At 60.2% G+C, this 24,403-nt stretch carries 20 protein-coding genes; 14 read left to right on the top strand and 6 right to left on the bottom strand.

Annotation, left to right across the window (positions count from 1 at the left end; all coding sequences use genetic code 11):
* Nucleotides 1-58: 58 nt before the first annotated feature.
* The 10 genes from JOE39_RS21720 to JOE39_RS21675 are packed head-to-tail and all read left to right on the top strand — an operon-like array spanning nt 59 to nt 9,574.
* Nucleotides 59-508: an acyl-CoA thioesterase gene (locus tag JOE39_RS21720; RefSeq protein WP_024663862.1), complete on the top strand. Its 450-nt coding sequence runs from the start codon at nt 59-61 to the stop codon at nt 506-508.
* Nucleotides 505-1,119 carry an outer membrane lipoprotein carrier protein LolA gene (locus JOE39_RS21715; RefSeq protein WP_003402978.1) on the top strand — a complete coding sequence of 205 codons (615 nt, stop codon included), beginning with the start codon at nt 505-507 and terminating at the stop codon, nt 1,117-1,119. The genes JOE39_RS21720 and JOE39_RS21715 overlap by 4 nt, the downstream gene beginning before the upstream one ends.
* A complete protein-coding gene (locus JOE39_RS21710) occupies nt 1,103-3,466 on the top strand; it encodes a hypothetical protein (protein WP_057419697.1) in 2,364 nt (787 codons plus the stop codon). The genes JOE39_RS21715 and JOE39_RS21710 overlap by 17 nt, the downstream gene beginning before the upstream one ends.
* Before the next feature lie 54 nt (nt 3,467-3,520).
* A complete protein-coding gene (locus JOE39_RS21705; RefSeq protein WP_029573026.1) occupies nt 3,521-4,768 on the top strand; it encodes an NAD(P)/FAD-dependent oxidoreductase in 1,248 nt (415 codons plus the stop codon).
* The gene (locus JOE39_RS21700; protein WP_029573027.1) at nt 4,765-5,499 is read left to right on the top strand and encodes a class I SAM-dependent methyltransferase; all 735 of its coding nucleotides are present in this window, start codon (nt 4,765-4,767) and stop codon (nt 5,497-5,499) included. The genes JOE39_RS21705 and JOE39_RS21700 overlap by 4 nt, the downstream gene beginning before the upstream one ends.
* On the top strand, nt 5,496-5,978 hold the full coding sequence (locus JOE39_RS21695) for a lipoprotein (RefSeq protein ID WP_003422500.1): 483 nt from the start codon (nt 5,496-5,498) through the stop codon (nt 5,976-5,978). The genes JOE39_RS21700 and JOE39_RS21695 overlap by 4 nt, the downstream gene beginning before the upstream one ends.
* Nucleotides 5,975-7,171 (top strand): beta-ketoacyl-[acyl-carrier-protein] synthase family protein, encoded by a 1,197-nt coding sequence (locus JOE39_RS21690; protein WP_057419696.1) that lies wholly within the window; start codon nt 5,975-5,977, stop codon nt 7,169-7,171. The genes JOE39_RS21695 and JOE39_RS21690 overlap by 4 nt, the downstream gene beginning before the upstream one ends.
* Nucleotides 7,168-7,623 (top strand): hotdog family protein, encoded by a 456-nt coding sequence (locus JOE39_RS21685; RefSeq protein WP_210078297.1) that lies wholly within the window; start codon nt 7,168-7,170, stop codon nt 7,621-7,623. Before JOE39_RS21690 ends, JOE39_RS21685 begins: the two co-directional genes overlap by 4 nt.
* Nucleotides 7,620-8,348 (top strand): 3-oxoacyl-ACP reductase FabG, encoded by a 729-nt coding sequence (gene fabG, locus JOE39_RS21680; RefSeq protein ID WP_017278453.1) that lies wholly within the window; start codon nt 7,620-7,622, stop codon nt 8,346-8,348. The genes JOE39_RS21685 and fabG overlap by 4 nt, the downstream gene beginning before the upstream one ends.
* On the top strand, nt 8,348-9,574 hold the full coding sequence (locus JOE39_RS21675) for a beta-ketoacyl-ACP synthase (protein WP_017278454.1): 1,227 nt from the start codon (nt 8,348-8,350) through the stop codon (nt 9,572-9,574). Before fabG ends, JOE39_RS21675 begins: the two co-directional genes overlap by 1 nt.
* Nucleotides 9,575-9,726: 152 nt before the next feature.
* Here the strand turns inward: JOE39_RS21675 and JOE39_RS21670 are convergent, their stop codons facing one another.
* Both JOE39_RS21670 and JOE39_RS21665 read right to left on the bottom strand, forming a co-directional pair.
* Nucleotides 9,727-10,569: a serine protease gene (locus tag JOE39_RS21670; RefSeq protein WP_029571733.1), complete on the bottom strand. Its 843-nt coding sequence runs from the start codon at nt 10,567-10,569 to the stop codon at nt 9,727-9,729.
* A gap of 122 nt (nt 10,570-10,691) precedes the next feature.
* Nucleotides 10,692-11,582 (bottom strand): LysR family transcriptional regulator, encoded by an 891-nt coding sequence (locus JOE39_RS21665; RefSeq protein ID WP_003316669.1) that lies wholly within the window; start codon nt 11,580-11,582, stop codon nt 10,692-10,694.
* Nucleotides 11,583-11,697: 115 nt separating this feature from the next.
* Here JOE39_RS21665 and JOE39_RS21660 point away from each other — a divergent pair, with 115 nt between their 5' ends.
* Nucleotides 11,698-12,966: an MFS transporter gene (locus JOE39_RS21660; RefSeq protein WP_096134664.1), complete on the top strand. Its 1,269-nt coding sequence runs from the start codon at nt 11,698-11,700 to the stop codon at nt 12,964-12,966.
* A 143-nt stretch (nt 12,967-13,109) separates the two neighbouring features.
* Here JOE39_RS21660 and JOE39_RS21655 read toward each other — a convergent pair whose 3' ends face one another.
* Nucleotides 13,110-14,246 carry a hypothetical protein gene (locus JOE39_RS21655; protein WP_210078299.1) on the bottom strand — a complete coding sequence of 379 codons (1,137 nt, stop codon included), beginning with the start codon at nt 14,244-14,246 and terminating at the stop codon, nt 13,110-13,112.
* Between the two features lie 420 nt (nt 14,247-14,666).
* Here JOE39_RS21655 and JOE39_RS21650 point away from each other — a divergent pair, with 420 nt between their 5' ends.
* Genes JOE39_RS21650 through JOE39_RS21640 form a run of 3 tightly spaced genes read left to right on the top strand, consistent with a single transcriptional unit; the run spans nt 14,667 to nt 18,356 of the window.
* Complete coding sequence (locus JOE39_RS21650) at nt 14,667-16,016, top strand: GntP family permease (RefSeq protein WP_096113184.1); 1,350 nt, start codon at nt 14,667-14,669, stop codon at nt 16,014-16,016.
* Nucleotides 16,017-16,877, top strand: a complete 861-nt coding sequence (locus JOE39_RS21645; RefSeq protein WP_003316665.1) for a MurR/RpiR family transcriptional regulator — start codon at nt 16,017-16,019, stop codon at nt 16,875-16,877.
* A gap of 3 nt (nt 16,878-16,880) precedes the next feature.
* Entirely contained in the window at nt 16,881-18,356 is a 1,476-nt protein-coding gene (locus JOE39_RS21640; protein ID WP_003392298.1) for a D-aminoacylase, read from the top strand.
* 44 nt (nt 18,357-18,400) lie between these two features.
* Here the strand turns inward: JOE39_RS21640 and JOE39_RS21635 are convergent, their stop codons facing one another.
* The 3 genes from JOE39_RS21635 to JOE39_RS21625 form a co-directional block, all read right to left on the bottom strand.
* Entirely contained in the window at nt 18,401-19,582 is a 1,182-nt protein-coding gene (locus JOE39_RS21635) for a Fic family protein (protein WP_003341370.1), read from the bottom strand.
* A 229-nt stretch (nt 19,583-19,811) separates the two neighbouring features.
* The gene (gene hemE / locus JOE39_RS21630) at nt 19,812-20,876 is read right to left on the bottom strand and encodes a uroporphyrinogen decarboxylase (protein ID WP_003392301.1); all 1,065 of its coding nucleotides are present in this window, start codon (nt 20,874-20,876) and stop codon (nt 19,812-19,814) included.
* 139 nt (nt 20,877-21,015) lie between these two features.
* Nucleotides 21,016-24,276, bottom strand: a complete 3,261-nt coding sequence (locus JOE39_RS21625; protein WP_116826596.1) for a DUF6543 domain-containing protein — start codon at nt 24,274-24,276, stop codon at nt 21,016-21,018.
* Nucleotides 24,277-24,403 lie beyond the last annotated feature (127 nt).

Raw genomic sequence — 24,403 nt, 5'->3', positions numbered from 1 at the left:
GCGCTCGGCGATCATGTGCTGCGTTGTAAAATCAGCGCGGGTCGCCACAGGAGGTTACATGCGCAGTAAGGGTTTTCTGCACATCGACACTGAAATCGTCGTGCCGTTTTTCGACGTCGACATGATGAACATCGTCTGGCACGGGCACTACGTGAAATACCTCGAAGTGGCGCGTTGCGCGCTGCTCGATCATATCGGCCATAACTACATGCAGATGCTCAAATCCGGTTATGGTTGGCCGGTGATCGATCTGCAGTTGCGCTATGTGCGCAGCGCCGTGTTCGGTCAGACACTGAACGTGCGCGCCAGCCTGGTGGAGTGGGAGAACCGTCTGAAGATCAATTACCTGATTACCGATGCACACACCGGCGAGCGCCTGACCCGCGCCAGCACTGTGCAGGTCGCCGTCGACAGCCAGAGCCGGGAAATGCAACTGGCCTCGCCGCAGGTGTTCATCGATGCCGTGAAAAATGCCCTTGAGAGCACAATAGAGAGCGCCTCGCCATGAACCGCCCGCTTCGTACTTTGATCCTGCTGGGCCTGCTGTGCCTTTCTTCCCTGGCGCAGGCGTTCGACCTGCAACAACTGAGCGACCAGCTGGCCAAACCTGCGGTGGTGCAGGGTCGTTTCGTCCAGGAAAAACACCTGCGCGCCCTGCCGCAACCGCTGCTCAGCAAGGGCCGCTTCGTGCTCGCCAGGGATTTCGGGCTGCTCTGGCTGCTGGAAACACCGCTCAAGCAGGATTACCGCATCAATGCCGACGGTATTGCCCGTCGTGAAACCGATGGCAATGTCAGCACCTGGAAGCCGGTGCCGAACAAGAACGCCGGCGCCGAGCAGAACCGTCTGTTCCTGGCGGTCCTGCAAGGCGACAGCAGCGGCCTGCAACGGGATTTCGACTTGCAGCTCAAGGGCGAGGCGACTGCCTGGCACCTCACCCTGACGCCACGCTCGATGCTGCTGCAACAAGTGTTCAAGCAGATCAACATCGACGGTGGCGAACTGGTACAGCGTATCGAGCTGCTGGAAACCCAGGGCGACAGCACGGTCCTGAAAATGATCGACAGCAGCAGTGCTCCGACCCTGACCGATGCGCAGCGTAATGACTTCAAAGACTGAGCGGCTGTTGCCGCGACTGTTCCTGCTGATTCTGGCAGGCGTACTGGCGCTCGCTGGCTGGCAGTGGCACGACCGCTCGCCGCTGTCGGCCAACCTGATGGAGCTGGTGCCAGGCACCGATAACGACGAACTGGTCGTAAGCGCCGAAAAGCGCATGCAGGAACCGCTCAACCGCGAAATGCTGGTGCTGGTGGGCCACAGCGATCGGCAGAAGGCCGTGGAACTGGCGCGCACGCTGGCTGAACAATGGCAGTCGACCGGCCTGTTCGAGAAGGTCCAGTGGTCGCTGCAGGCCGACCTGCCCGCGTTGCGCACCCAGTTGCTGAAAGGGCGCATCGCCATGCTGCCGACAGCGGACCGCACACTGCTGATCGACGACCCGAAAACTTTTATCGAACAGCGCGTACAGACGCTGTTCGACCCGTTTGCCGGGTTCAGCCTGGTGCCTGGCCAGGATGACTGGCTAGGGCTGACCGGACGTATCCAGAACGGCCTGCCGAAACAGGGCTCGGTCGAGGCAGATCTGGCCAGCGGTGCGCTGGTGGCCAGCGCCGAGGGTAAAAGCTGGGTTCTGCTGCGCTCGCGAACCCGAACCGATGCCTTCGATATGCACCTGCCCGGCCAGGTTGCCGACCTGCTGGCGCAAGCGCGGGTGCAGGCCAGTCAGGCAGGTGGTCAATTGCTCGCGGCCAGCGGGCTGCTTTACGCTGCCAACGGGCAGAAGCAGGCCAGCCGGGAAATCACCTGGGTCGGCGGTGGCGCAACAGTCGGTATCCTGTTGTTGCTGTTGCTCGCCTTCCGCCGCTGGAGCGTGCTGCTGGCATTCGTGCCGGTGGTGGTCGGCATGCTCTTCGGCGCGGTGGCCTGCGTCGCGCTATTCGGCAGCATGCACGTCATGACGCTGGTGCTGGGCTCGAGCCTGATCGGGGTGGCGGTGGATTACCCGCTGCATTACCTGTCCAAGAGCTGGAGCCTCAAGCCCTGGCGCAGCTGGCCCGCCTTGCGCCTGACTCTGCCGGGCCTGAGCCTGAGCCTGATCACCAGTTGCATCGGCTACCTGGCGCTGGCCTGGACGCCGTTCCCGGCACTCACGCAAATTGCGGTGTTCTCGGCGGCCGGCCTGATCGGCGCCTACCTGACGGCGGTGTGCCTGCTGCCCGCGCTGCTCGCAAAAGTCGAGATCAGCCCTGCCCAGTGGCCGCTGAAACTGGCGCAATTGATGCTCGATTGCCGCGCCGCCTTGCTGCTGCGCATCAGCACACCGATCCTGCTGGTGCTGCTGTTGGCCTTCTGTGGCGGCGGACTCTGGCACCTGACCACCAAGAACGATATCCGCCAATGGGTGGCAGCACCTCAGGCGTTGACCGATGAAGCCCAGGCCATCGCACGGATCACCGGTTATCAGCCCACCAGCCAGTTCTTTCTGGTGCGCGGCAAGGACCAACAGCAGTTGCTGGATCGGCAGTCCGAATTGACCCAACGGCTCGACCAGTTGGTCAGCATGGACAAGCTGCAAGGCTACATGGCGCTCAATCAGTTGCTCGATTCGCCTGCCGAACAACAAGCCACCCGCGATGCACTGGGCAAATTGCCGCAATACTGGGCGCCGCTAGTAGAACTTGGCGTTCCGGCCAGTGCCTTGAAGGCTGAACTGGCCCAATTGCAGGCACTGCCGACGCAAGATATCGATCACGCGCTTCAAGGCCCGCTGAGCGAACCGTGGCGCACGCTCTGGCTGGGACCGACCCGCGATGACAACGGCGATCAAGGTGTCGCCAGCATCGTCAGCCTGCGTGGCATGAACAGCATGGCGTTGCTGCGCGTGCAGGCCATCGGGCTGGAGGGCGTGCAACTGGTCGACCGTCTGGGTGAGCTCAACGAAGTGTTTGCCCACACGCAGATCAGCGCAGCGCAATTGAAGCTGGCATCGTGCGTCCTGATCGTCCTGCTGCTGATCGCTCCGTTTGGCTTCGGCGGTGCGTTGCGCATCGTCGCCCTGCCCCTGCTGGCGGCGCTGTGCAGCCTCGCCAGCCTGGGCTGGCTCGGTCAGCCGCTGACTCTATTCAGCCTGTTCGGCCTGTTGCTGGTCACGGCGATCAGCGTCGATTACGCCATCCTGATGCGCGAGCAGATAGGCGGCGCAGCGGTCAGCCTGCTGGGCACGCTGCTGGCAGCGCTCACCACCTGGCTGTCGTTCGGCCTGCTGGCCGTTTCCAGCACCCCGGCGATCAGCAACTTCGGCCTGTCGGTCAGTCTGGGGCTGGCGTTCAGCTTCCTGCTGGCGCCCTGGGCCAGCCCGCGTAAAGCGCTTCATTCGCCAGCCAATGCTGAAGGGCCACACGCATGAATCTTGCAGCGCTGTCGTCACTCCCCGCCACAGCCCAACCGAAAAGGAATACCTGTGCCCATCACTGATAGGGAAATTCGTCAGGTCGTCGTCATCGGTGCCGGCCCGGCCGGTTCAATAGCGGCTGCCCTGCTCAAACGCCAGGGTCATGACGTGCTGATCATCGAGCGCCAGCTGTTTCCGCGCTTCTCCATCGGCGAGAGCCTGCTGTGCCATTGCCTGGACTTCGTCGAAGAAGCCGGGATGCTGGAGGCCGTGCAGGCCGCCGGTTTCCAGCCCAAGAATGGCGCAGCCTTCGCGCGTGGCGAGCAATACAGCGATTTCGACTTCAGCGATACGTTCAGCAACGGCAAGCCGACGACCTTTCAGGTGCAGCGCAGCGAGTTCGACAAACTGCTCGCCGATCAGGCCGCACTGCAAGGCGTGGACATCCGCTACCAGGAAGAGATCGTCAGCGCCGACTTCGAGGGCCCGCAGCCGGTTTTGCGTGTGAGGCGTGAGGACGGCAGCGAATACAGCGTGCAGGCCAGCTTCGTACTCGACGCCAGCGGCTATGGCCGCGTGCTGCCGCGCTTGCTGAATCTGGAAGCGCCGTCAGGTTTCCCTGTGCGCCAGGCGGTGTTCACCCATATCGAAGACCGCATCGAAAGCCCACCCTTTGACCGCCGCAAGATTCTGGTCAGCATCCATCCGCAGCACAGCGATGTGTGGTTCTGGTCGATTCCGTTCAGCGAAGGCCGCTGTTCGATAGGCGTAGTCGCCTCGGCTGAACGCTTCAAGGACAAGCCCGAGGATCTGGATACCTGCTTACGCGCCTTTATCGATGAAACACCGCAACTGGCCAGCGTGCTGAAAAACGCGGTCTGGGATACGCCAGCCAGAACCATCGGCGGCTACTCGGCCAACGTCAAGACCCTGCACGGCAAGGGCTTTGCGCTGCTGGGCAATGCGGCGGAATTCCTCGACCCGGTGTTTTCATCGGGCGTGACCATCGCCATGCGTTCGGCGAGCATGGCGGCTGGCGTGCTGAGCCGGCAGTTGCAGGGCGAAAACGTGGATTGGGAAAGCGAGTTCGCGGTGCCATTGAAACGTGGCGTCGACACCTTCAGGGCCTATGTCGAGGGCTGGTACGACGGTACGTTCCAGAACGTGATTTTCTACCCCGGCAGCGCTCCGGACATCCGCCGCATGATCAGCTCGATTCTGGCCGGCTATGCCTGGGACGAACGCAATCCATTTGTCAGCGAGCCCAAGCGCCGCCTGCGCACGCTCTCGGAAATCTGCGCGGACAGTGGTTCATGAATCGACCGTTCCTGAGTGACAGTTACGTCGAGGAAACCCGCTTCGGCCTGTGGTTTCTGCGCAGCAACATCTGGCAGTACCGCGTGCTGCGCGTGGCGATAGACGACTTGCGCAGCCTGTTCACCAGCCCGCCGCCGGTTGCGCCGGTGTTGCTCGACGCAGGATGCGGGCAAGGCCGGTCGTTTCAGCAGCTGGACAAGGTTTTTCAGCCGTCCAGGCTCATCGGCGTCGACGCCGATCCACACAGTCTCGACATGAGTGGTGAAGAGGCGCGGGCCAGAGGCGTAGAGGTCGAACTGATCGGCAGCGACTGCGCAGCCCTGCAAGTACCCGACGCCAGCGTCGATATGCTGTTCTGCCATCAGACTTTCCATCATCTGGTCGAGCAGGAACAGGCACTGGCCGAGTTTTATCGTGTGCTCAAGCCGGGCGGCTACCTGCTGTTTGCCGAGTCGACCGAAGCGTACATCGACACCTGGGTGATTCGCTGGCTGTTCCGCCACCCGATGCACGTTCAGAAAAGCGCGGCGCAGTATCTGCAGATGATCCGCGACCAGGGCTTCGAGTTCGATGCACAGAATGTTTCTTACCCTTACCTGTGGTGGAGCCGCGCCAGGGACTTCGGGCTGCTCGAAGTCTTGAAACTGCAAAAGCCCAGGCCGTTCGGGCAACGTGAGGAAACGTTGGTCAATGTCGTGGCCCGCAAACCCCTGGAAGTTGGAGCATCATGATTCGCGTACTGTTTTTAGCCTTCCTGCTGCTCGGCGGCTGTGCGGCACAAGCCCCGCTGCCGACCAGCGCACCGACCATGCAATTGCCGATGCAACTGCACATCGAGCGTCGCCAGGCCGATCAGCATCAGGACTGGCTGCTGATCATCCAGCGCGAAAACGGCGGATTGCGCTGGTCAATGATGGACCCGCTGGGCATTCCCCAGGCGCGCCAGTTGCTGATCGACGGGAAATGGCAGGCCGATGGTTTGCTGCCGCCCAATCCGGAAGCCCGCGAGCTGTTCGCTGCGCTGATGTTCGCCATGACCCCGGACCTGGAAATGCATGGCCGCTACCCGACGGCTTACCGCCAGGGCATGCAGCGTCGCCTGGATGACCGCTGGCTGGTCGAATACCAGTCGGCCAACGCGTTCACTATCCGCCTCAAGGACAAGCTGAGCTACAAAGTCACACCGCTGAACAACGAGAGCCTGCCATGACCGCCTACCTCAACGCGCTGGGCGTGATCTGCTCGCTGGGCGACAGCCGTGAAGAGGTGTCGCGCAGGCTGTTCGCAGGCGACAGCTCGGGCATGGTGTTCGAAAGCGGCTGGGTGCCGGAACGCGCGTTGCCGGTCGGTGCAGTCAAATCCGCGCTGCCGCCCATTCCGCCTGCCGTGCATTTGCATCGCAGCCGCAATAACCAGTTGCTGCTGGCCGCCGCCTTGCAGATCGAGGAGGACATCAGCCAGGCCATCACCCGCTTCGGCGCCGGGCGGATCGGCGTGATCATTGGCACCAGTACTTCGGGCATTGATGAAGCGAGCGAGAGCATGGCCGTCTGGCTGCGTGAGCGGACCTTCCCCGACGATTACGATTATCGGCAACAGGAACTGGGCGCACCGGCGAACTTTCTCGCCGCCTGGCTGCAATTGAGCGGCCCGGCCTACGTCATCTCGACAGCCTGCACGTCCAGTTCGCGGGCGTTGCTCAGTGCGCGTCGGGCGCTGGACATGGGCCTGTGCGATGCCGTGCTGTGCGGCGGCGTCGACAGCCTGTGTAAGCTGACTCTGCAGGGGTTCTCGGCACTCGAGGCCATGTCGCCGCAACTCTGCAACCCGTTCTCCAGCAACCGCAACGGGATCAATATCGGCGAGGCGGCGGCGCTATTCCTGATGACTCGCGAAGCTGACAGCAAGCACTCGATTGCCCTGCTGGGCGCGGGTGCCAGCTGCGACGCTCACCACATCTCGGCCCCCGAACCCACCGGACGTGGTGCGCGTGATGCCATGCTGCAAGCGTTGCGTAACGCCCGGCTCGAAGCGGAGCAGATCGGTTATCTGAACCTGCACGGCACCGCCACGCAGCACAACGATGCGATGGAGAGCCTGGCCGTGCAGGGCGTATTTCCCAGCGGCGTGCCCTGCTCGTCGACCAAACCGCTCAGCGGCCACACCCTGGGCGCGGCGGGCGCGCTGGAAGCGGCGTTTTGCTGGCTGAGTCTGGCCCCGCAGAATACCGAACAGGCCCTGCCCCCGCACCTGTGGGACGGCGAGGCCGATCCGCTCTTGCCTGCGCTGCAATGGACACACGCAGGCTCGTGCCTGACACCTGAAAACGCTCGTTACATGATGAGCAATTCGTTTGCCTTCGGTGGCAACAACATCAGCCTGATTATCGGAGATGCCCCATGACCGAGTGGCCGCTCGCCGAACTCATCCCCCATGCCGGCGACATGATTCTCATCGATCAGGTGCTGAGCGTTGACGAAGAACAGATTCGAACCCGCCTGACCGTCCGCGCCGACGGCCTGTTCAATCATGCCGACGGCAGCCTGCCGGCATGGCTGGGCATAGAGCTGATGGCGCAGAGCGTCGCGGCCTATGCCGGTTGCAAGGCGCGCAACAAGGGCGAAGCGGTCAACCTGGGTTTTCTGCTTGGCAGTCGCAAGTTCGACTGCAACGTGACGCGCTTCCCGCTGGGCAGTGAACTGCACATCCATGCCGTGCGCTCCCTGCAGGACGACAACGGCATGGGCATGTTCGAATGCACCCTCACCGGACCGGGTATCGAGGCTTTTGCCCGACTCAATGTATATTGCCCGCCCAACACTGCTGACTACCTGGCTGAAGGAGCCCCGGCATGACTGAATCGATACTGGTCACCGGCTCCAGCCGTGGCATCGGCCGCGCCATCGCCCTGCGTCTGGCGCAGGCCGGATACGACCTGATCCTGCATTGCCGCACTGGCCGCAGCGAAGCCGAAGCGGTGCAGGCCGAAGTCGTTGCGCTGGGCCGCCAGGCACGCGTGCTGCAATTCGATGTCTCGGACCGGGCCGCCTGCAAGGCCATTCTGGAAGAGGACGTGGAGACGCACGGCGCCTATTACGGCGTGGTACTCAACGCCGGGCTGACCCGCGACGGCGCGTTTCCGGCACTCAGCGACGATGACTGGGATCAGGTGCTGCGCACCAACCTGGATGGCTTCTATAACGTGCTGCATCCGTTGACGATGCCGATGATTCGCCGTCGTGCAGCAGGGCGTATCGTCTGTATAACCTCGGTTTCCGGGCTGATCGGCAATCGCGGCCAGGTCAATTACAGCGCTTCCAAGGCAGGGCTGATCGGTGCCGCCAAGGCGCTGGCCATCGAACTGGGCAAGCGCAGGATCACCGTCAACTGCGTCGCGCCGGGCCTGATCGATACGGCCATGCTCGACGAGAACGTGCCCGTGGACGAACTGATGAAAATGATCCCGGCACAACGCATGGGCACGCCCGAGGAAGTGGCGGGTGCGGTGAACTTTCTGATGTCGGCCGAAGCGAGCTACATCACTCGTCAGGTTCTGGCCGTCAACGGGGGACTGTGCTGATGAAGCGTGTGGTAGTGACCGGCATGTCCGGCATCACCTCGGTGGGCAGCGACTGGCCGACTATCGATGCCAGCTTCACGGCCAATCGCAGCGGCATTCGCCGGATGGACGAGTGGAACCGTTTTGCCGAGCTCAATACCCGCCTGGCTGGCCCCATCGACGATTTCGCCGTGCCGGGGCACTGGACGCGCAAACAACTGCGCAGCATGGGCCGCGTGTCACGTCTGGCCGTGGCGGCTGCGGAGCAGGCCCTGATCGACGCCGGGCTGCTGAATGACCCGATCATTCGCGATGGCCGCATGGGCACGGCCTGCGGCTCGTCCACCGGCAGCACCGACGAGATCAAGGCCTTCGGCAACATGCTGATCAACTCGGTGGCCGTGGGCCTGAACGCCAACTCCTACGTGCGGATGATGCCGCACACCACTGCCGCCAACATCAGCATCTTCTTCGGCCTGACCGGACGCCTGATTCCGACCTCCAGCGCCTGCACCAGTGGCAGTCAGGGCATCGGCTATGCCTATGAGGCGATCAAGTTCGGCCGTCTGCCGCTGATGCTGGCGGGCGGGGCCGAAGAGCTGTGCCCGACCGAGGCCATGGTCTTCGACGCGCTGTACGCCACCAGCCTCAAGAATGACGCGCCACACACCACGCCACGCCCCTACGACAGCGGACGCGACGGCCTGGTGATCGGTGAAGGCGGCGGCATGCTGGTGCTTGAAGAGCTTGAGCATGCCCAGGCACGTGGCGCGCACATCTACGCCGAGATCGTCGGCTTCGGCAGCAACGCCGACGGCGCGCACAGCACTCGCCCCGAGCAGGCCACCATGCGCCGCGCGATGGAGCTGGCCCTCGAAGACGCCGACCTTTCGCCTGACGCCATCGGTTACGTCAACGGTCACGGCACCGCCACCGAACAGGGCGACATCGCCGAGACGCTGGCCACCAGCAGCCTGTTCGGCCCGCGCATGCCGCTCAGCTCGCAGAAAAGCTTTCTCGGTCACACGCTGGGAGCGTGCGGCGCGCTGGAGTCATGGTTCAGCATCGAAATGCTCAACAGCGATCGCTATATCCATACGCTGAACCTGGTCGACATCGACTCACAATGCGGCGAACTGGACTACATCGTCGGCGAACCAAGGCACATGAGCAACGAATACGTGATGAACAACAACTTCGCATTTGGCGGCGTGAACACCTCGCTGATCTTCAGGCGCTGGGGTTGAGCGGCGCCTTCCCGAGCACCTATCGTTCCCTACGCGGCAGCGCAAAGTCATGCTTTGCCTGTAGTCACTGCACATAAAAACGCTTTTTCTCACAGTGGCACTAACGACGCAAAGTGCGACGTCAGTGACGGCTGAGTCCTGGCGCTCAGTGGTCAACAGCCAGAAGAGCCGACAGAACGCACAGAAACAGTACCTTCAGGCTTCTCCTGCTGGCCGCACTTGTCATTTGCAATGATGTTCGTGATCCAGTCCTTGTAGAACGAAATTCGAGTCATCTGACTAGCGTCGAGCAAACCACGACTTACCAGCGCAACGCCGACGTAGCCGCTCTGCGTTTTGAAGAGCAACGGCCCGCCTGAATCGCCGCCGCCAGAAATCTTGCTCGAACACACATTCAAGAGAGGATCAAAGTAGGTAGGTGGATAGCCCGGCGGCACGTCTATGCATTTGCGGTCTTCCAGAATCGAGCCGTCAACATGATAAAGCTCGTTCGGCATGGTGCCGGTTTCTCTCACTCCGAAGCCTGCCAGCGTGACGGGCATCCCGACTTCGTGCGCAACCACCTGATCAATGCCGTCCAGCTTGAGGATGTCTCTACTTTCGGTTGGACGCTCAAGTTTCAATAGCGCAATGTCGTAAAGCCCCGATCCCTTTTCGTCGCCTGTTTTAGAGTAAACCTGCCAGCCTTTGAAATCCGCAGGAATAAACGCTTCAGCGATCCTGATCTTGTCCCGGCTGACGACGGGAGGCCCGTACTTCTCTATAGCAATCTGGACAAACGCAGGCGACTGACCACGTATACAGTGTGCCGCAGTAAGCACCCATTGCGCAGCGATCAACGCCCCCCCGCAGAGGTGCTGGCCATCCTCCTTGGTCAATGAAGTGAAAAAAGGATAAGCACCTGCGGGTGCGGGCGTACCACCGATAATTTTCTCGTCTGCCGCCACTGTCAGCGACAGGCTCAATAAAGCCATCATCCATATTTGTTTGCGCATGCTTCTCTCCCTGTTCCTGTCATTCCGTCCTGGAGCATCAGGTGCACATAAGATTCAACGCAAAAAACACTGATCTGCCTACTGTCAATAATGATAGTGAGTACCGGATATACGCCAGGCATTCACCCGACGTTACGCGTTAACAGCTCGGTGAACGCCTTGGCCATGGGCGATTGTTCGTCCTTGCGTTGCACCAGCCATACCGCGCTGGTTGCGCCGGGGTCGAGGACGTTGCGGTAGACCACGCCGTCGATGCGCATTCGCCGGTAGGACGCAGGTAGTACGGTGACGCCCAATCCTGCTGCGACCAGGCCGATGATGGTCATCACTTCGCCCGCTTCCTGGGTGATCAGCGGGCTGAACCCTGCGGCGCGTGCCAGGCTCAGGACTTGCGCGTAGATGCCGCTGCCATAAGTGCGCGGGAAGAACACGAACGGCTCGGCGGCCAGCGCCGCCATGTAGATTCCCTCCTCGCTTTCTGCCGCCAGCGGATGGTCGGCACGCATGATCGCCACCAGCGGCTCACTCAGCAATTCGAACACCACCAGTGAATCGGGCAATGCCAGCGGGCGCATGATGCCGACCTGAATGGTTTTGTCCTCAAGACCTGCCGCCACTTCCTGGCTGGTGATCTCGGTCAGGGTCAGGTGCACATCCGGGTAGGCCTGACGGAAGGCGAAAATCGCCTGCGGGATACTCGACGTAAACGGCGCAGACGATGTGAAGCCGATCTTCAGCTCGCCGATTTCACCCAGTTGCGCGCGCCGGGCCACGTCGGTGGCTTTGTCGACCTGCGCCAGCACCAGCCGTGCCTCGTCGAGAAACAGCCGCCCGGATTCGCTCAACTCGACGCGCCGGTTGGTGCGCTCGAAAAGACGCGTGCCCAGTTCCTGCTCCAGCGTCTGAATCTGCTGGCTGAGCGGTGGCTGAGAAATCCCCAGCGCCTGCGCGGCGCGGCCAAAATGCAGCTCTTCGGCAACCGCGATGAAGTAACGCAGATGACGCAATTCCATGCGGCCTCCATTAAGTCGTTTTACCTATCAAACAGGTCGAACAATATATTGGATGGAATGATTAGCGAGCTATATGATTTTTTCATTGCCTGCTCAACCGTGCCCTGAGGTCCTTGTGAACCCTGCCGTCGCCCCGTCCACTCCCGACTTGAACACCTCGCCCGTACAGTCGTCGACACTGCCCGGCGATACCTACATCGAAAAGAACACGCCGCTTTTCAAACGCACGGCATTGGCGCTGTTCGCTGGCGGGTTTTCGACCTTTACCCTGCTGTACTGCGTTCAGCCGATGATGCCGACGCTGTCCAGCGAGTTCTCCCTGACGGCGGCGCAAAGCAGCCTGATCCTGTCCGTAGCCACGGCAATGCTCGCCATCGGCCTGCTGATCACCGGGCCGATATCTGATCGGCTAGGGCGCAAGCCGGTGATGGTCATGGCGCTGTTCTGTGCCTCGCTGTTCACCATCGCCAGTGCCTTGATGCCCAGCTGGGAGGGCGTACTGATTACCCGCGCCCTGGTAGGCCTGTCACTGAGCGGCCTGGCGGCAGTGGCGATGACCTACCTGAGCGAGGAGATCCACCCCACCCATCTGGGCCTGGCGATGGGGCTGTATATCGGCGGCAGCGCCGTCGGTGGCATGAGCGGAAGGCTGATCGTCGGGGTGATGATCGACTACGTCAGCTGGCACGCGGCGATGCTGGTGGTCGGCGGGCTGGCGCTGATCGCCGCAGCGGTGTTCTGGAGGATCCTGCCGGCGTCGCGCAACTTCCGCCCGCGCTCGCTGCACCCTCGCAGTCTGCTCGACGGGTTTGTCGTGCAGTTTCGTGATGCAGGCTTGCCGCTACTGTTTCTGACCGGCTTCCTGCTGATGGGCGCGTTCGTCACGCTGTTCAACTACATCGCCTACCGCTTTCTGAGCGCACCCTACAACTTGAGCCAAGCCGTGGTCGGCGTGTTCTCCGTGGTGTACCTGTCGGGCATCTACAGCTCGGCAAAGATCGGCTCACTGGCTGACCGCCTTGGCCGCCGACAGGTGCTGTGGGCGGTTATCGTGATGATGCTGGCCGGCCTGCTGCTGACCCTGTTCACCCCACTGCCGCTGGTGATCGTCGGCGTACTGATCTTCACCTTCGGCTTCTTTGGCGCACATTCAGTGGCCAGCAGCTGGGTCGGACGCAGGGCCACCACCGCCAGAGGCCAGGCCGCGTCCCTGTACCTGTTCTGTTACTACGCAGGCTCGAGCGTGGCCGGAACTGGCGGCGGCGTGTTCTGGCACTACGCGGGCTGGAACGGCATCGGGGTGTTTATTGGCGTGTTGCTGATGATCGCCCTTGGTGTGGCGTTGAGGTTGGCAAGGTTGCAGCCGCTGGAGGCGAAGGTTTAGACGCACACCGAGCGATGGCAGGTGGGTTGAACCAGAGCGCACTGACGCATCCGCCTATGCTGGCGGACAAGCCCTGCATGGGCTGTTGATCGTAAAAACCGGCGTCTGCGGAGATTCTTTCACAGCGTGTCTTAATGCATTCGTTATTTCTTGGTGGGCGCTACTGTAGCTTGCCAGCCATTAACCAATTGCATGTTTTGAGCGACGATTCGACAGGCTTTACCCGTTGCAACGCGGCAATTGCCGAGCGCTCTTTGTCGGGCTGTCTTGATTGAACGCGCGCCGTAAAACCAGAAGAGCCCATCTGCTTCTGCGGACTTTGCCATGGCCTTTTCGGTAACACTCAGCAGATACGCATTAGCTTCTGCACGGTCGGCGGGGGACAGTTTTGAAAGCAACGGCATTAATGCTTCATCGTCCATGCCAGGAAGACGATTGGCCTTTAAGAAGTCCTCGATGTGGGGTTTCAACAGTTTATTGGCCCCATTTTTATAAAGTGTATGACCGTCCTGACCAAACGGTGGCAGCGCCACATAATCTGCGTGACCACCCTGCGAGCGATAGCCAGCAACCATCCGTGTAACCAGGTCGGGGCTGAAATACGGATCATTTTCAGCATACATCCAGAGCGTCGGCGTCGGGTTATTTGTGCCGAAGGTGGTGAAGTTTCGTACCAGATCCGCCTGATACAGTGAGCAGTCAGCTTCAGGAGAACCCATCGTGGAGTAGTGATAAACACCGCCGGAGATGTTGATCACCGCTGCCAATGGATGATCAGGTCGAGCGGCCAGGTCCAGCATGGAAGCTGCGCCGATCGAAATCCCTACACCCAGTGCCAAGGATGGATCGACATCCGGACGCTTGCGCAGAGCTGCCAATGCGGCTCCAAGCTCTTCTCCATGTGTATCCAGAAATCGAGCCACATCGGGGTTGGTGCAGTTGCCGGCTTCATCCATGAAGCGTCCGGTCGAGCGGCCATAACCGGGCCACACAATCGATGCGGCAAGCCAGCCCCGGTGCGCAAAGTCATGAGCGATGTGAGCGAGCCAGTCGGCATGTACAGACGAAGGCTGTGCGGCTGAGCCATTAATGATCAATGCAACAGGGAACTTTCCGGCGCGCGCAGGACGGACAATCAATGCTTCGACTTTTTCACGGTGGGCGTCGATGTGAATAGGCAAAAGGAGTTGCTGTTCACGTACTGCTTCATCGGCACAGGCCTGGCCTGAATAAACCAGCAATGCACACACGAGGGTCATCAAACGCAGCATCGATTGCATGATAGAAAACTCGCCCAGGTACTCATCAACTCTCTTCAAGCTAACCCAGATCGTCTTCTGCGGCTTGTGAAGCTTTCGAACAAGTTCTTTCCCAAAGCGCTGCGTCAGGCCTGTCTCATAACACCGGCCTGTCAGCGCCGATGCAGAGGCGACTCAGGATGTGCGCCTACCTGCGCATACTCAAAAGAAGACAGGAAAAGAAATTTATTTTCATATATTTGTTTATATTTCATTTTCGTGTAATTTATTTTCATCACGAAAACAGAGATAAAAATAATGAATACCTGTGATCGCCCTGAAACGCCCCTGCTCCATCTTATTGCGTCGTCCCTGCCGAGTACTCCCGAGTCGCCTTCAGGCTGACAGCTTCAGCTGTTGGTGTTGCGCCCTCGCCTACCCACTTTGCAAGGAACCGTCGCTATGTCGCCGTCACCCGGTACTTCGCTATTGGTCTACGCCGCTGTCGCCATCATCGCCTTGATCGTGCTGATCGCGCGTTACCGCCTCAATCCGTTTATCGTCATTACGCTTGTTTCGGTCGGTCTGGCCCTGGTCGCCGGAATGCCGGCCAGTGGCGTGGTCGCCTCTTATGAGGCAGGGGTTGGCAAAACGCTGGGGCATATCGCGCTGGTCGTGGCACTGGGCACCATGCTTGGCAAGATGATGGCCGAGTCTGGCGGTGCCGAGCAGGTGGCGCGCACCCTGGTCGACCGCTTTGGCGAACGCAACGCGCACTGGGCCATGGTCTGCATTGCGTTTCTGGTGGGCTTGCCACTGTTCTTCGAAGTCGGCTTCGTTCTGCTGGTACCGATTGCCTTCACTGTGGCCCGGCGTGTCGGGGTGTCGATTCTGATGGTCGGCCTGCCGATGGTCGCCGGTCTGTCGGTGGTGCATGCGCTGGTGCCGCCGCACCCTGCTGCGATGCTCGCCGTGCAGGCGTATCAGGCGTCGGTAGGGCAAACGCTGTTCTACGCCATCCTGATCGGCATCCCTACGGCGATCATCGCCGGTCCGGTGTATGCCAAATTCATTGTGCCGCGCATCCACTTGCCAGCTGAAAACCCGCTGGCCAAGCAGTTTCTCGACCGCGAACCACGCCAGAAGCTACCCAGCTTCGGCCTGACCATGGCCACGATTCTGCTGCCGGTGGTGCTGATGCTGCTGGGTGGCTGGGCCAACCTGATCAGTACACCGGGCAGCGCGTTCAACAGCTTTCTGCTGTTCATCGGCAACTCGGTGATTGCCCTGCTGCTGGCCACCCTGCTGAGTTTCTGGACACTGGGCATCGCGCAGGGCTTTAACCGCGACTCGATTCTGAAATTCACCAACGAGTGCCTGGCACCGACCGCGAGCATCACGTTGCTAGTAGGTGCCGGTGGCGGCTTGAATCGCATTCTGATCGACAGCGGCGTGACCAATGAGATCGTGGGTCTGGCGCAGGACTTTCATCTGTCGCCCCTGCTGATGGGCTGGTTGTTCGCGGCACTGATGCGGGTTGCGACCGGCTCGGCGACGGTGGCGATGACCACGGCATCGGGCATCGTCGCACCTGTCGCATTGGGGCTGGGTTACCCGCATCCCGAATTGCTGGTGCTGGCAACGGGCGCAGGCTCGGTGATCTTTTCCCACGTCAACGACGGTGGTTTCTGGCTTATCAAGGAGTATTTCAACATGACCGTCGCGCAAACATTCAAGACCTGGACGGTATTGGAGACGCTGATTTCGGTCGTCGCTTTCGCCCTGACGCTGGGCTTGGCGCAGGTGATTTGAGTGGACATTCTGTACCAGATACGTGCCCGTCAGGATTCCCTCAGCGCGGGTGAAGGACGAATTGCCAGGCTGTTGCTCAGCGATATCGCCTTCGCGGCCAGTGCCAGTCTGGATGAGCTGGCCAGCCGCGCCGAAGTCAGCAGTGCGACGCTGTCACGCTTCGCGCGCAGTATCGGTTGCCGGGATCTGCGCGACTTACGCCTGCAACTGGCCCAGGCCAGCGGCGTCGGCAGCCGCTTTCTGCATCCAGAACCGGCGCCGGAGCAGTCGGCTTTTTTCACCCGGATCGTCGACGACATCGAAGCCACCCTGCGCCAGCACCTGGCCGGCTTTGAAGCAACGCGCTTTGCCGCCGCCATCGCCTGTGTCGCCGATGCGCGCATGATTCACACATTCGGCATGGGCGGCTGCTCCAGCCTGTGCAGCGAGGAACTGCAAACCCGGCTGGTGCGCCTGGGTTACCCGGTGGCCGCCTGCCGCGACCCGGTGATGATGCGCATGGTCGCCGCCACGCTTGGTCCGCAACACAGCCTGATTGTCTGCTCGCTCAGCGGACGCACACCGGAACTGCTCGACGCCGTAACTCTGGCGCGCAGCTACGGTGCCCGCGTGTTGGCCATTACGCTGCCTGATTCACCACTGGCACAACTGGCCGAGGTCGTGCTGCCGTTACAAATTGCTGAAACCAATTTCATCTATAAACCCACCGCAGCGCGTTACGGCATGCTGCTAACCATCGATGTGCTGGCCACCGAACTGGCGTTGGCGAGCCCTGAAGACAATCAGGAGCGACTGCGCCGGATCAAGCTTGCGCTGGATGAATACCGTGGCGGCGAAGATGGCCTGCCGCTGGGAGACTGAACCATGCTTTATGACCTGATCATTCGCGACGCACTGGTCATCGACGGCAGTGACACACCGGGAGTGCGCGCCGATGTGGCAATCAGCAAAGGACGCATCCAGCGCATCGGCAGTCTGAGCAATGCCAGTGCCCGGGAAGAAGTCGATGCGGCCGGTCGCGTACTGGCCCCCGGGTTTATCGATGTGCACACCCACGACGATACGGTGGTCATCCGCAAACCCGAGATGCTGCCGAAAATCAGCCAGGGCGTGACGACCGTCATCGTCGGCAACTGCGGGATCAGCGCGTCGCCGGTTTCGCTAACGGGCAATCCTCCCGACCCCATGAACCTGCTGGGCGACGCGGCTGCGTTCGTCTATCCACGCTTCACCGACTACCGCGCCGCCGTCGAGAACGCCCGGCCCGCCGTCAACGTGGCGGCCCTGATCGGCCATACCGCCTTGCGTAGCAACCACATGGATGACTTGTTACGCAGCGCCAGCCCGGAAGAAATCGCCGCCATGCGCGTGCAGTTGCGTGACAGCCTGGAAGCGGGCGCGCTGGGGTTATCGACCGGCCTTGCCTACGCCTCTGCGTTCTCGGCCGAAACCAGCGAGGTCAAACAACTGGCGGAAGAGCTCAGCGCGTTCGGCGCGATTTACACCACCCACCTGCGCAGCGAATTCGAGCCGGTGCTGGAGGCCATGGCGGAAGCATTCGATATAGGCCGCCATGCGCGCTCACCGGTCATCATCTCGCACATGAAATGCGCTGGTGCCGGCAACTGGGGACGCAGCCCGCAACTGCTGGCAGCCCTGGAAAAAGCCGCGCAGGACCATCCGGTAGGTTGCGACTGCTATCCCTATGCGGCCAGCTCTTCGACGCTGGACCTCAAACAAGTTACAGACGCGTTCCGCATCACCATCACCTGGTCTACGCCGCACCCGGATCAGGGCGGCAGGGATCTGCAGGAGATTGCCGCCGACTGGGGGCTGTCATTGCTGGACGCCGCACGCAAGTTGCAGCCTGCAGGCGCGGTGTACTACGGCATGGATGAGGGCGACGTCGAGCGCATCATGTCTCACCCGCTGGCGATGATCGGCTCCGATGGTCTTCCGGAAGACCCGTTTCCCCATCCGCGCCTGTGGGGCGCGTTCCCCAGAGTGCTCGGGCATTTCAGCCGCGACAAGGGGCTGTTTGCGTTGCACACCGCCGTACACAAAATGACCGGGCTGTCGGCCGCGCGCTTCGCCTTGCACGAGCGCGGTCTTATTCGCGAGGGCTACTGGGCAGACTTGGTGCTGTTCAACCCGCAAACCGTACGCGACGTTGCAGATTTCAAAGACCCTCAGCGAGCGGCACAGGGCATCGACGGTGTCTGGGTCAACGGCCGCTTGAGCTATGCCGACGGCAAACCGCATGGCGAGCGACAGGGCCGGTTCCTGCCCCGCAGCGGTTCGCTGCTCGAAGGCTTTGCGGATGCGAAAGCGCCGACGTAGTCGTCGGCGCTGAAAAGGGAAGGATGACCCTGGTGCGTACAGGGTTACCAGAGGTAGGGAAACAGGAACTCGATCGAGTGCCGGGATAGGTTCAGGGCTACCGGCTTGCGGCCGTCCAACGTTATCAAGCCCTCTTTGGCCATCTGGCTCAACAGACTGCGTGTGGTGCGCTCGCCGACGCCCAAGCGGGCCTGAATATCAGCGCGCTGCTGATCGCCCTGGTAGAGCAACGCCTTATAGACATCTCGGGCCTCTATACGGAGCTCAGGAAGAGTCTCGCCCTTGCTGTCCGAAAGCGCGCGACGGCTGCGCATCTCGAAATAAACGTCGATCCGCTCGCCAAGCCTTTCCGGTTCAAGCTGCGCGCTGAAGTATTGCACCTGATCCAGGGCAGTCTCCGTGAAGAAACGGGTCCAGCGCAACAGGCCACTATCCGAAAGCTCACCCCGCCCGTCCAGCTCACCTTTGCGCGGATGGTCGGCGGCGCCAAGCATCTCGTAGTAGGCGGTGACGTTGCGGGCAAATCCACGGCTCATGGACCACAGACCATACCCACCAAAGCCAGCTGCCTTGAGGTACTGATCCGTGAACAGGCGGCCGGTGCGACCGTTGCCATCCATAAATGGGTGAATCCACATCAGCCTGTGGTGCGACGCTGCAGCCGCAAAGAAGCCCGAAAGGCCGTGAATCCAGTCCAGGCGGTACATTCGCTCAAAATCGTTGAGGTATGTGGGCATCTGCTCGACGGTTGGAGGGATGTGCTTGCCGACGCGAACCCCCAGATGCCGGAATTCGCCGGGGACCATACGCACGGTATCGCCCTTCTCATTGAGTTGAATATCCAGCATATCTTCGGGCACGCCAACATAGAACTCGCGGTGCATGCGTGAGATAGCGCTCTTCGTGCACACGTCGACCTGATTGATAGGCTCATCGGTAAGTCGACGCTGGGCTTCAATGTGACGCTTGATCTCCTGCAGGTCCTTTGCACCCTTGAACTCCTGAGGCGCATCCTCGGCACGCAGAATGTCGGCGGGAATAGTGGAATTACCCTCGATCTTGTTGCTGTAGTAAGAATTCACCACCCGAAGCAGATTCATCATCGGCAAGCGCAGCGGGCCCGGAATTTTCGCGTGGAGGGCCGCATCGAGCCGCATGATCTGGACGACCTGATCCTGCAACTCATCGGGCGCTTTGTCTTGGGGAATGTACGGTGTGAATGCCATTTGCCGGTTTTAAACCCCACCTAATGCCCCTAATTATAGGGGCTGGGTAATTTTTAACCGGCTATTTTTGCCGGCTTGCTTGCCGGCAATTTATCACTCCTTGTCCCTAAGAGCACTACCGTCGTCCGATGACCAGCGATCAGCCCTGAGAATCAGCAAGAGGAATAGTCTTTTCTATTTCCTCTCCCATAGGTTCAGCTCTCAAAAACCAACATCGTCAGCCCAGCAACTACTGGTGATACTGCGCCGACAACTCGTGTACCGCGTTGATGAACGCACCGGCATTGGCCGGGTCGACTTCAGGGGTGATGCCGTGGCCGAGGTTGAAGACGTGGCCGGTGCCGCTGCCGTAGCTGGCAAGGATGCGTGCGACTTCCTGGCGGATGGCTTCCGGGCGCGCGTACAGCACGGTCGGGTCCATGTTGCCTTGCAGCGAAACCTTGCTGCCGACACGCTGACGCGCTTCGCCGATGTCGCAAGTCCAGTCCAGCCCGAGGGTGTCTGCACCGATGTCGGCAATGCTTTCCAGCCACAGGCCGCCGCCTTTGGTGAACACGATCACTGGCACCTTGCGCCCGTCGTTTTCGCGAATCAGGCCGTTGACGATCTTGCGCATGTAGGCCAGCGAGAACTCCTGATACGCCGCCGAAGACAGGCTGCCGCCCCAGCTGTCGAAGATCTGCACGGCCTGCGCACCGGCCAGAATCTGGCCATTGAGGTAGGAGGTCACTGACTGCGCCAGCTTGTCGAGCAGCAGGTGCATGGCTTGCGGGTTGTCGTAAAGCATGGCCTTGGATTTGCGGAAGTCCTTCGACGAACCGCCCTCGACCATGTAGGTCGCCAGCGTCCACGGGCTGCCAGCGAAACCGATCAGCGGTACACGACCGTTGAGTTCGCGGCGAATGGTGCTGACCGCATCCATCACGTACCCCAGATCCTGCTGTGCATCAGGGATCGGCAACGCTTCGATGTCGGCCAGCGTGCTGACGGTTTTCCTGAAGCGCGGACCTTCGCCGGTTTCAAAGTACAGCCCCTGGCCCATCGCATCGGGAATGGTCAGGATGTCGGAGAACAGAATCGCTGCGTCCAGCGGGTAGCGATCCAGCGGCTGCATGGTGACTTCACAGGCGAACTGCGGGTTCTTGCACAGGCTCATGAAGTCCCCGGCACTGGCGCGGCTGGCGCGGTATTCCGGCAGGTAACGACCTGCCTGACGCATCATCCATACCGGCGTGACGTCTACGGGTTGCTTGAGCAAAGCGCGAAGGAAACGGTCGTTCTTCAGGGCAGTCATGTCGGCATCCGCAATAAAAGTGCCGGCATTTTCTCAGAGCTCGACGCAAAAGGCACGGCGGGAGCCGTGCCTTTTGTCTATCGAGGCGATTTGCTGTGGTTATACAGGGTCATGCGCCTTCAGAACCGGCCGATTTCTCTCACATGTTCTTATGGTTGACGATATCGAAAGGCTCAAGCATGCCTTTTTCCACCCGCTTGAGCCCCAGACGCCAATCACCTCTCCCAGTGCTATCGCCAATGGAAGTCAGGTCCAGGAAATAAAACTTTCCGTTTTTATCCAGTTTATTTTTTGCAGTGGGCTTCCATTTATGCAGGTGAGCAGCGCCATCAAGAACGTACTTCTCAACAGCATTCTTGACTGAGGCTTCCAGATCCTTGGCCTGTATATGCTCATACGCCGCTTTGAACTCGGCAGTGTCGAAAAAATCATTCATGTGTATTTTGTACCTGAGCTTTCCAGCGCTCTTGCCCGGCGTACCGGCACCGCCTGCTGATTCCATGGGCAGTTTGGTTATGCGGTGTCTGCCACCGCCGCGCAAACCGGTCGACGCATGCACCCAGACACCTTGATCGTCAAGCTGGATCGGCAGTTGGTAGTAAGCATCTGGCCGCCGCGAATCGATAACCCGCCACGCTGCCGAGTCGGAGTCATATGTGACGGCATAGGCTTTTTCCTGTTGCACGGCATAAAAGCGACTCGGCACACCCTCTTGAGCTTTCTCATGGATGCCCCGGTAAATCCCGTCGTCGCGCATTTTCAAACCGACAGGCGTTTTGGATACGGCTGTTTTCGGGTCGAGCACAGAGCGGCCTGTCTTTGCCGCAGAAGACGTCCTGACCCGCCGCCCTTTTGACAGCGTCAGTGCATCGGCCAACAACAGCGCCGCCTGAACGAAATACAACGGAGCGATACCCTGTTCGCTGGACTTCTTTCCAACGCCCTGCCAGATGGCGTAAAAACTGCGAAGGGCAGCGATCGGCAACTGCACTTTGAAAGGCGTGAAGATGAGGACGATGTCGCCCACGACTTTGGTGATTTCCCAGGCACTTTCCCAGTAGGTTTCCCAGTTGGTATTGGTCTGTTCATCGACGGCAGAAATCACCCGAGCGACTTCAGACTCATAGACCGCCTCGAGAAAATTCCCGGTACACGGCTGCAGATCCATGAACAGCGTGTCACGGCCAGCGGTCAGCACATGCCTGACATCGGCCTGGGCGGCCAAAGGTGCCTTGCCCACCAGATAGTCCAGAAAATCGGGCTCAAGCAGGATCCGCTGCCGAAACTCCTGCGAATTGCTCATCTCCCGAAAGCATATTCCGTCAGGAGCCTGCGGGGTAAAGACCATCAGCGTGGCGACGCTGGAGCGCGACTCTGTGCCGATCACCAATACACCACTCAATGAAACACCATTGATGAGTAACTGGCTGACCTGAATGCGATGCCCCTCCACCATTGCGCGATCATCACTGTCAGTTGGATGATCAAGCACCGCGGCAACCCATTTGTAGCCTCTGTTCGCCAGCTCGGGAGGAAGCCCGCCATCGCCCAGAAAGTCGCCCGCCATCTTCGCCTCGATCGCGTCGAGGCGCATTTGTGCGCGCATGACGCGTGCATAACGCTCACAGTGCCATTGTCCTGCCGCCGACGTGGACAGAACCGTGCTGAGGTATCTGGAGTAACTCTCACCAATGTTCAGATCACGAATCAGGCCAAACAGATAACCAGCGTTGAGGAAACGGACCAATTGCCCTTGATCGTCAAACGCGCGACTGGTGAGTAGAAAGTTGATATTGGTGAAGGCAATGTTTTCCAGCGACAGATCTGTAAGGCTGCGCTCTTGAGTTTCGTAATGCGGCTCCAGCTCGGAAGGGCCGACATATTCGTAATCGATATCAATGCCGACACCCGGATCAATCTCGACGCTGATGGTATGGACGGTGATAAGGTCAGGATCCACTGTCATACCGTGGTCGAGTAAAATTCGCTCTTGTAGCCTCGCCCGGGCGTAGTGACGCAACCGGTCCGGCTGTCCGTAAATGGAAGGATCCAGCAGGTCAGGTGCCTGGGCTTCGAGCAAGGCCTGACTGTAGTCCTGCACCGCCACTTTCCAGCGCTGTTTTTCGACATCGGTCGCGTTCGCGAACCAGTCAGGCAGACAATCGCTTTCGATTTCAGTGGGTTGCTCAGGGTCAAACCAACCGCGATTTTTCTCAATGGCACGCCGGGTCAGAACGTCGCGAATCCCTTTCACATCCTGCTCGAACTGCATGCCCAGCGCAGAACGCTCTTCGGTTTTCAATTGCGAACCGATCGCGAGATAGAAGCTGTCGGTACCCGGCTTGAATGAGACAAACTCACCGTTCTCGGCGTCCCGTGCACTGTAATTACCGTAGCCGTCATGCCGCAAAACGATACGGGTATCGTCAGGGTCTGCCGGGAAGGACTCGCTATCGCCGGGCTCGAAGATCAGCAACGCTCGCCCCGATTCAGCAGCCAGCAATTCGCTTGTGATCTCGCGGGCCAGCTCATCGGTGCAGGCGTTGAAGCTCCGTGTTCGCGACAGGCCGTCGATAGCCAGACTGCTGCTCCATTCCTGCACAGAAATGTTCAAGGCCTCGTCGAAAGAGTCTGGCAGAACACCATTATCCAGAAAGTCAGCGTCGTCCTGCACTGTCAGCGGCAACTGCTCCAGCAGCTCTTCAAGACGTCCGACGGGAACCTGTGGGTATAAAGCGCACAGTTCGCTCAGAGCAGCGGAAAGCAGAGTCTGCTGACGAATCCACAGGGGCAGGAAGGGATTTCGTGTGCGGGTATCCAGCTGAACCTTCGAGGCGCCCTCACCGGCCGCCACAAGTGCATCGAATAACAGCGGCCTCTGGTCATTTGCCAGCCCCGCTATTTGCTCGCGCAGGGTGACGATTCGTCCGCTATCACTGTGACTACCGGGAAAGTTGCCGCCCATTCCGACCCTGGAACCTACCGGCAACTGACTGAACACCCAACGCAGCAATGGCTCGTCATCGGCGACCGGAATATTATCCGGAACGATATAAGCATCAGCGTTCTGCATCAGGACAACACTGTTCTGAACGACGCTTTCATCGTTGCCTTTCAAAAAAATCGCGAGGACTTCGTCGTTCTCGTTGTGAATCCGGATCGACAGGTCTGCAGGCCATTCAGGCAACTGAACCAGTAAGGCAAACAAAGCCTCATCGCCGTCATCCGGGAAAAAGTCTTTCTCTGTGAAGCGCTCGACGAACTGGTCGATTATCCGGTCTGCCCGTTCACGGTTGCGGTGTTCGCGGACGGCAACGCTACTGGGCGTGAACCTGTCCGGGCCGAGAGATTGCTGTTCAGTGGAGCGCGCAAGCTTGCCCATGGGTGCTGCGTTCAACATGGCTATTTCCTTATAGCAACATGGATGGAGGGAGTATCCAAGGCGATGAGCTCCCGATGAGGATCAGGAGCGTAATCCTTTTCAGGCGTCGGTAAAGGGGGCGGAAAACAGCTGTAAACAATCACCT

Source organism: Pseudomonas sp. PvP100 (assembly GCF_017833055.1).
Lineage (GTDB): Bacteria > Pseudomonadota > Gammaproteobacteria > Pseudomonadales > Pseudomonadaceae > Aquipseudomonas > Aquipseudomonas syringae.
Note: the sequence above shows the minus strand (reverse complement) of the source record. Positions and strands in the feature narration are given on the sequence as shown.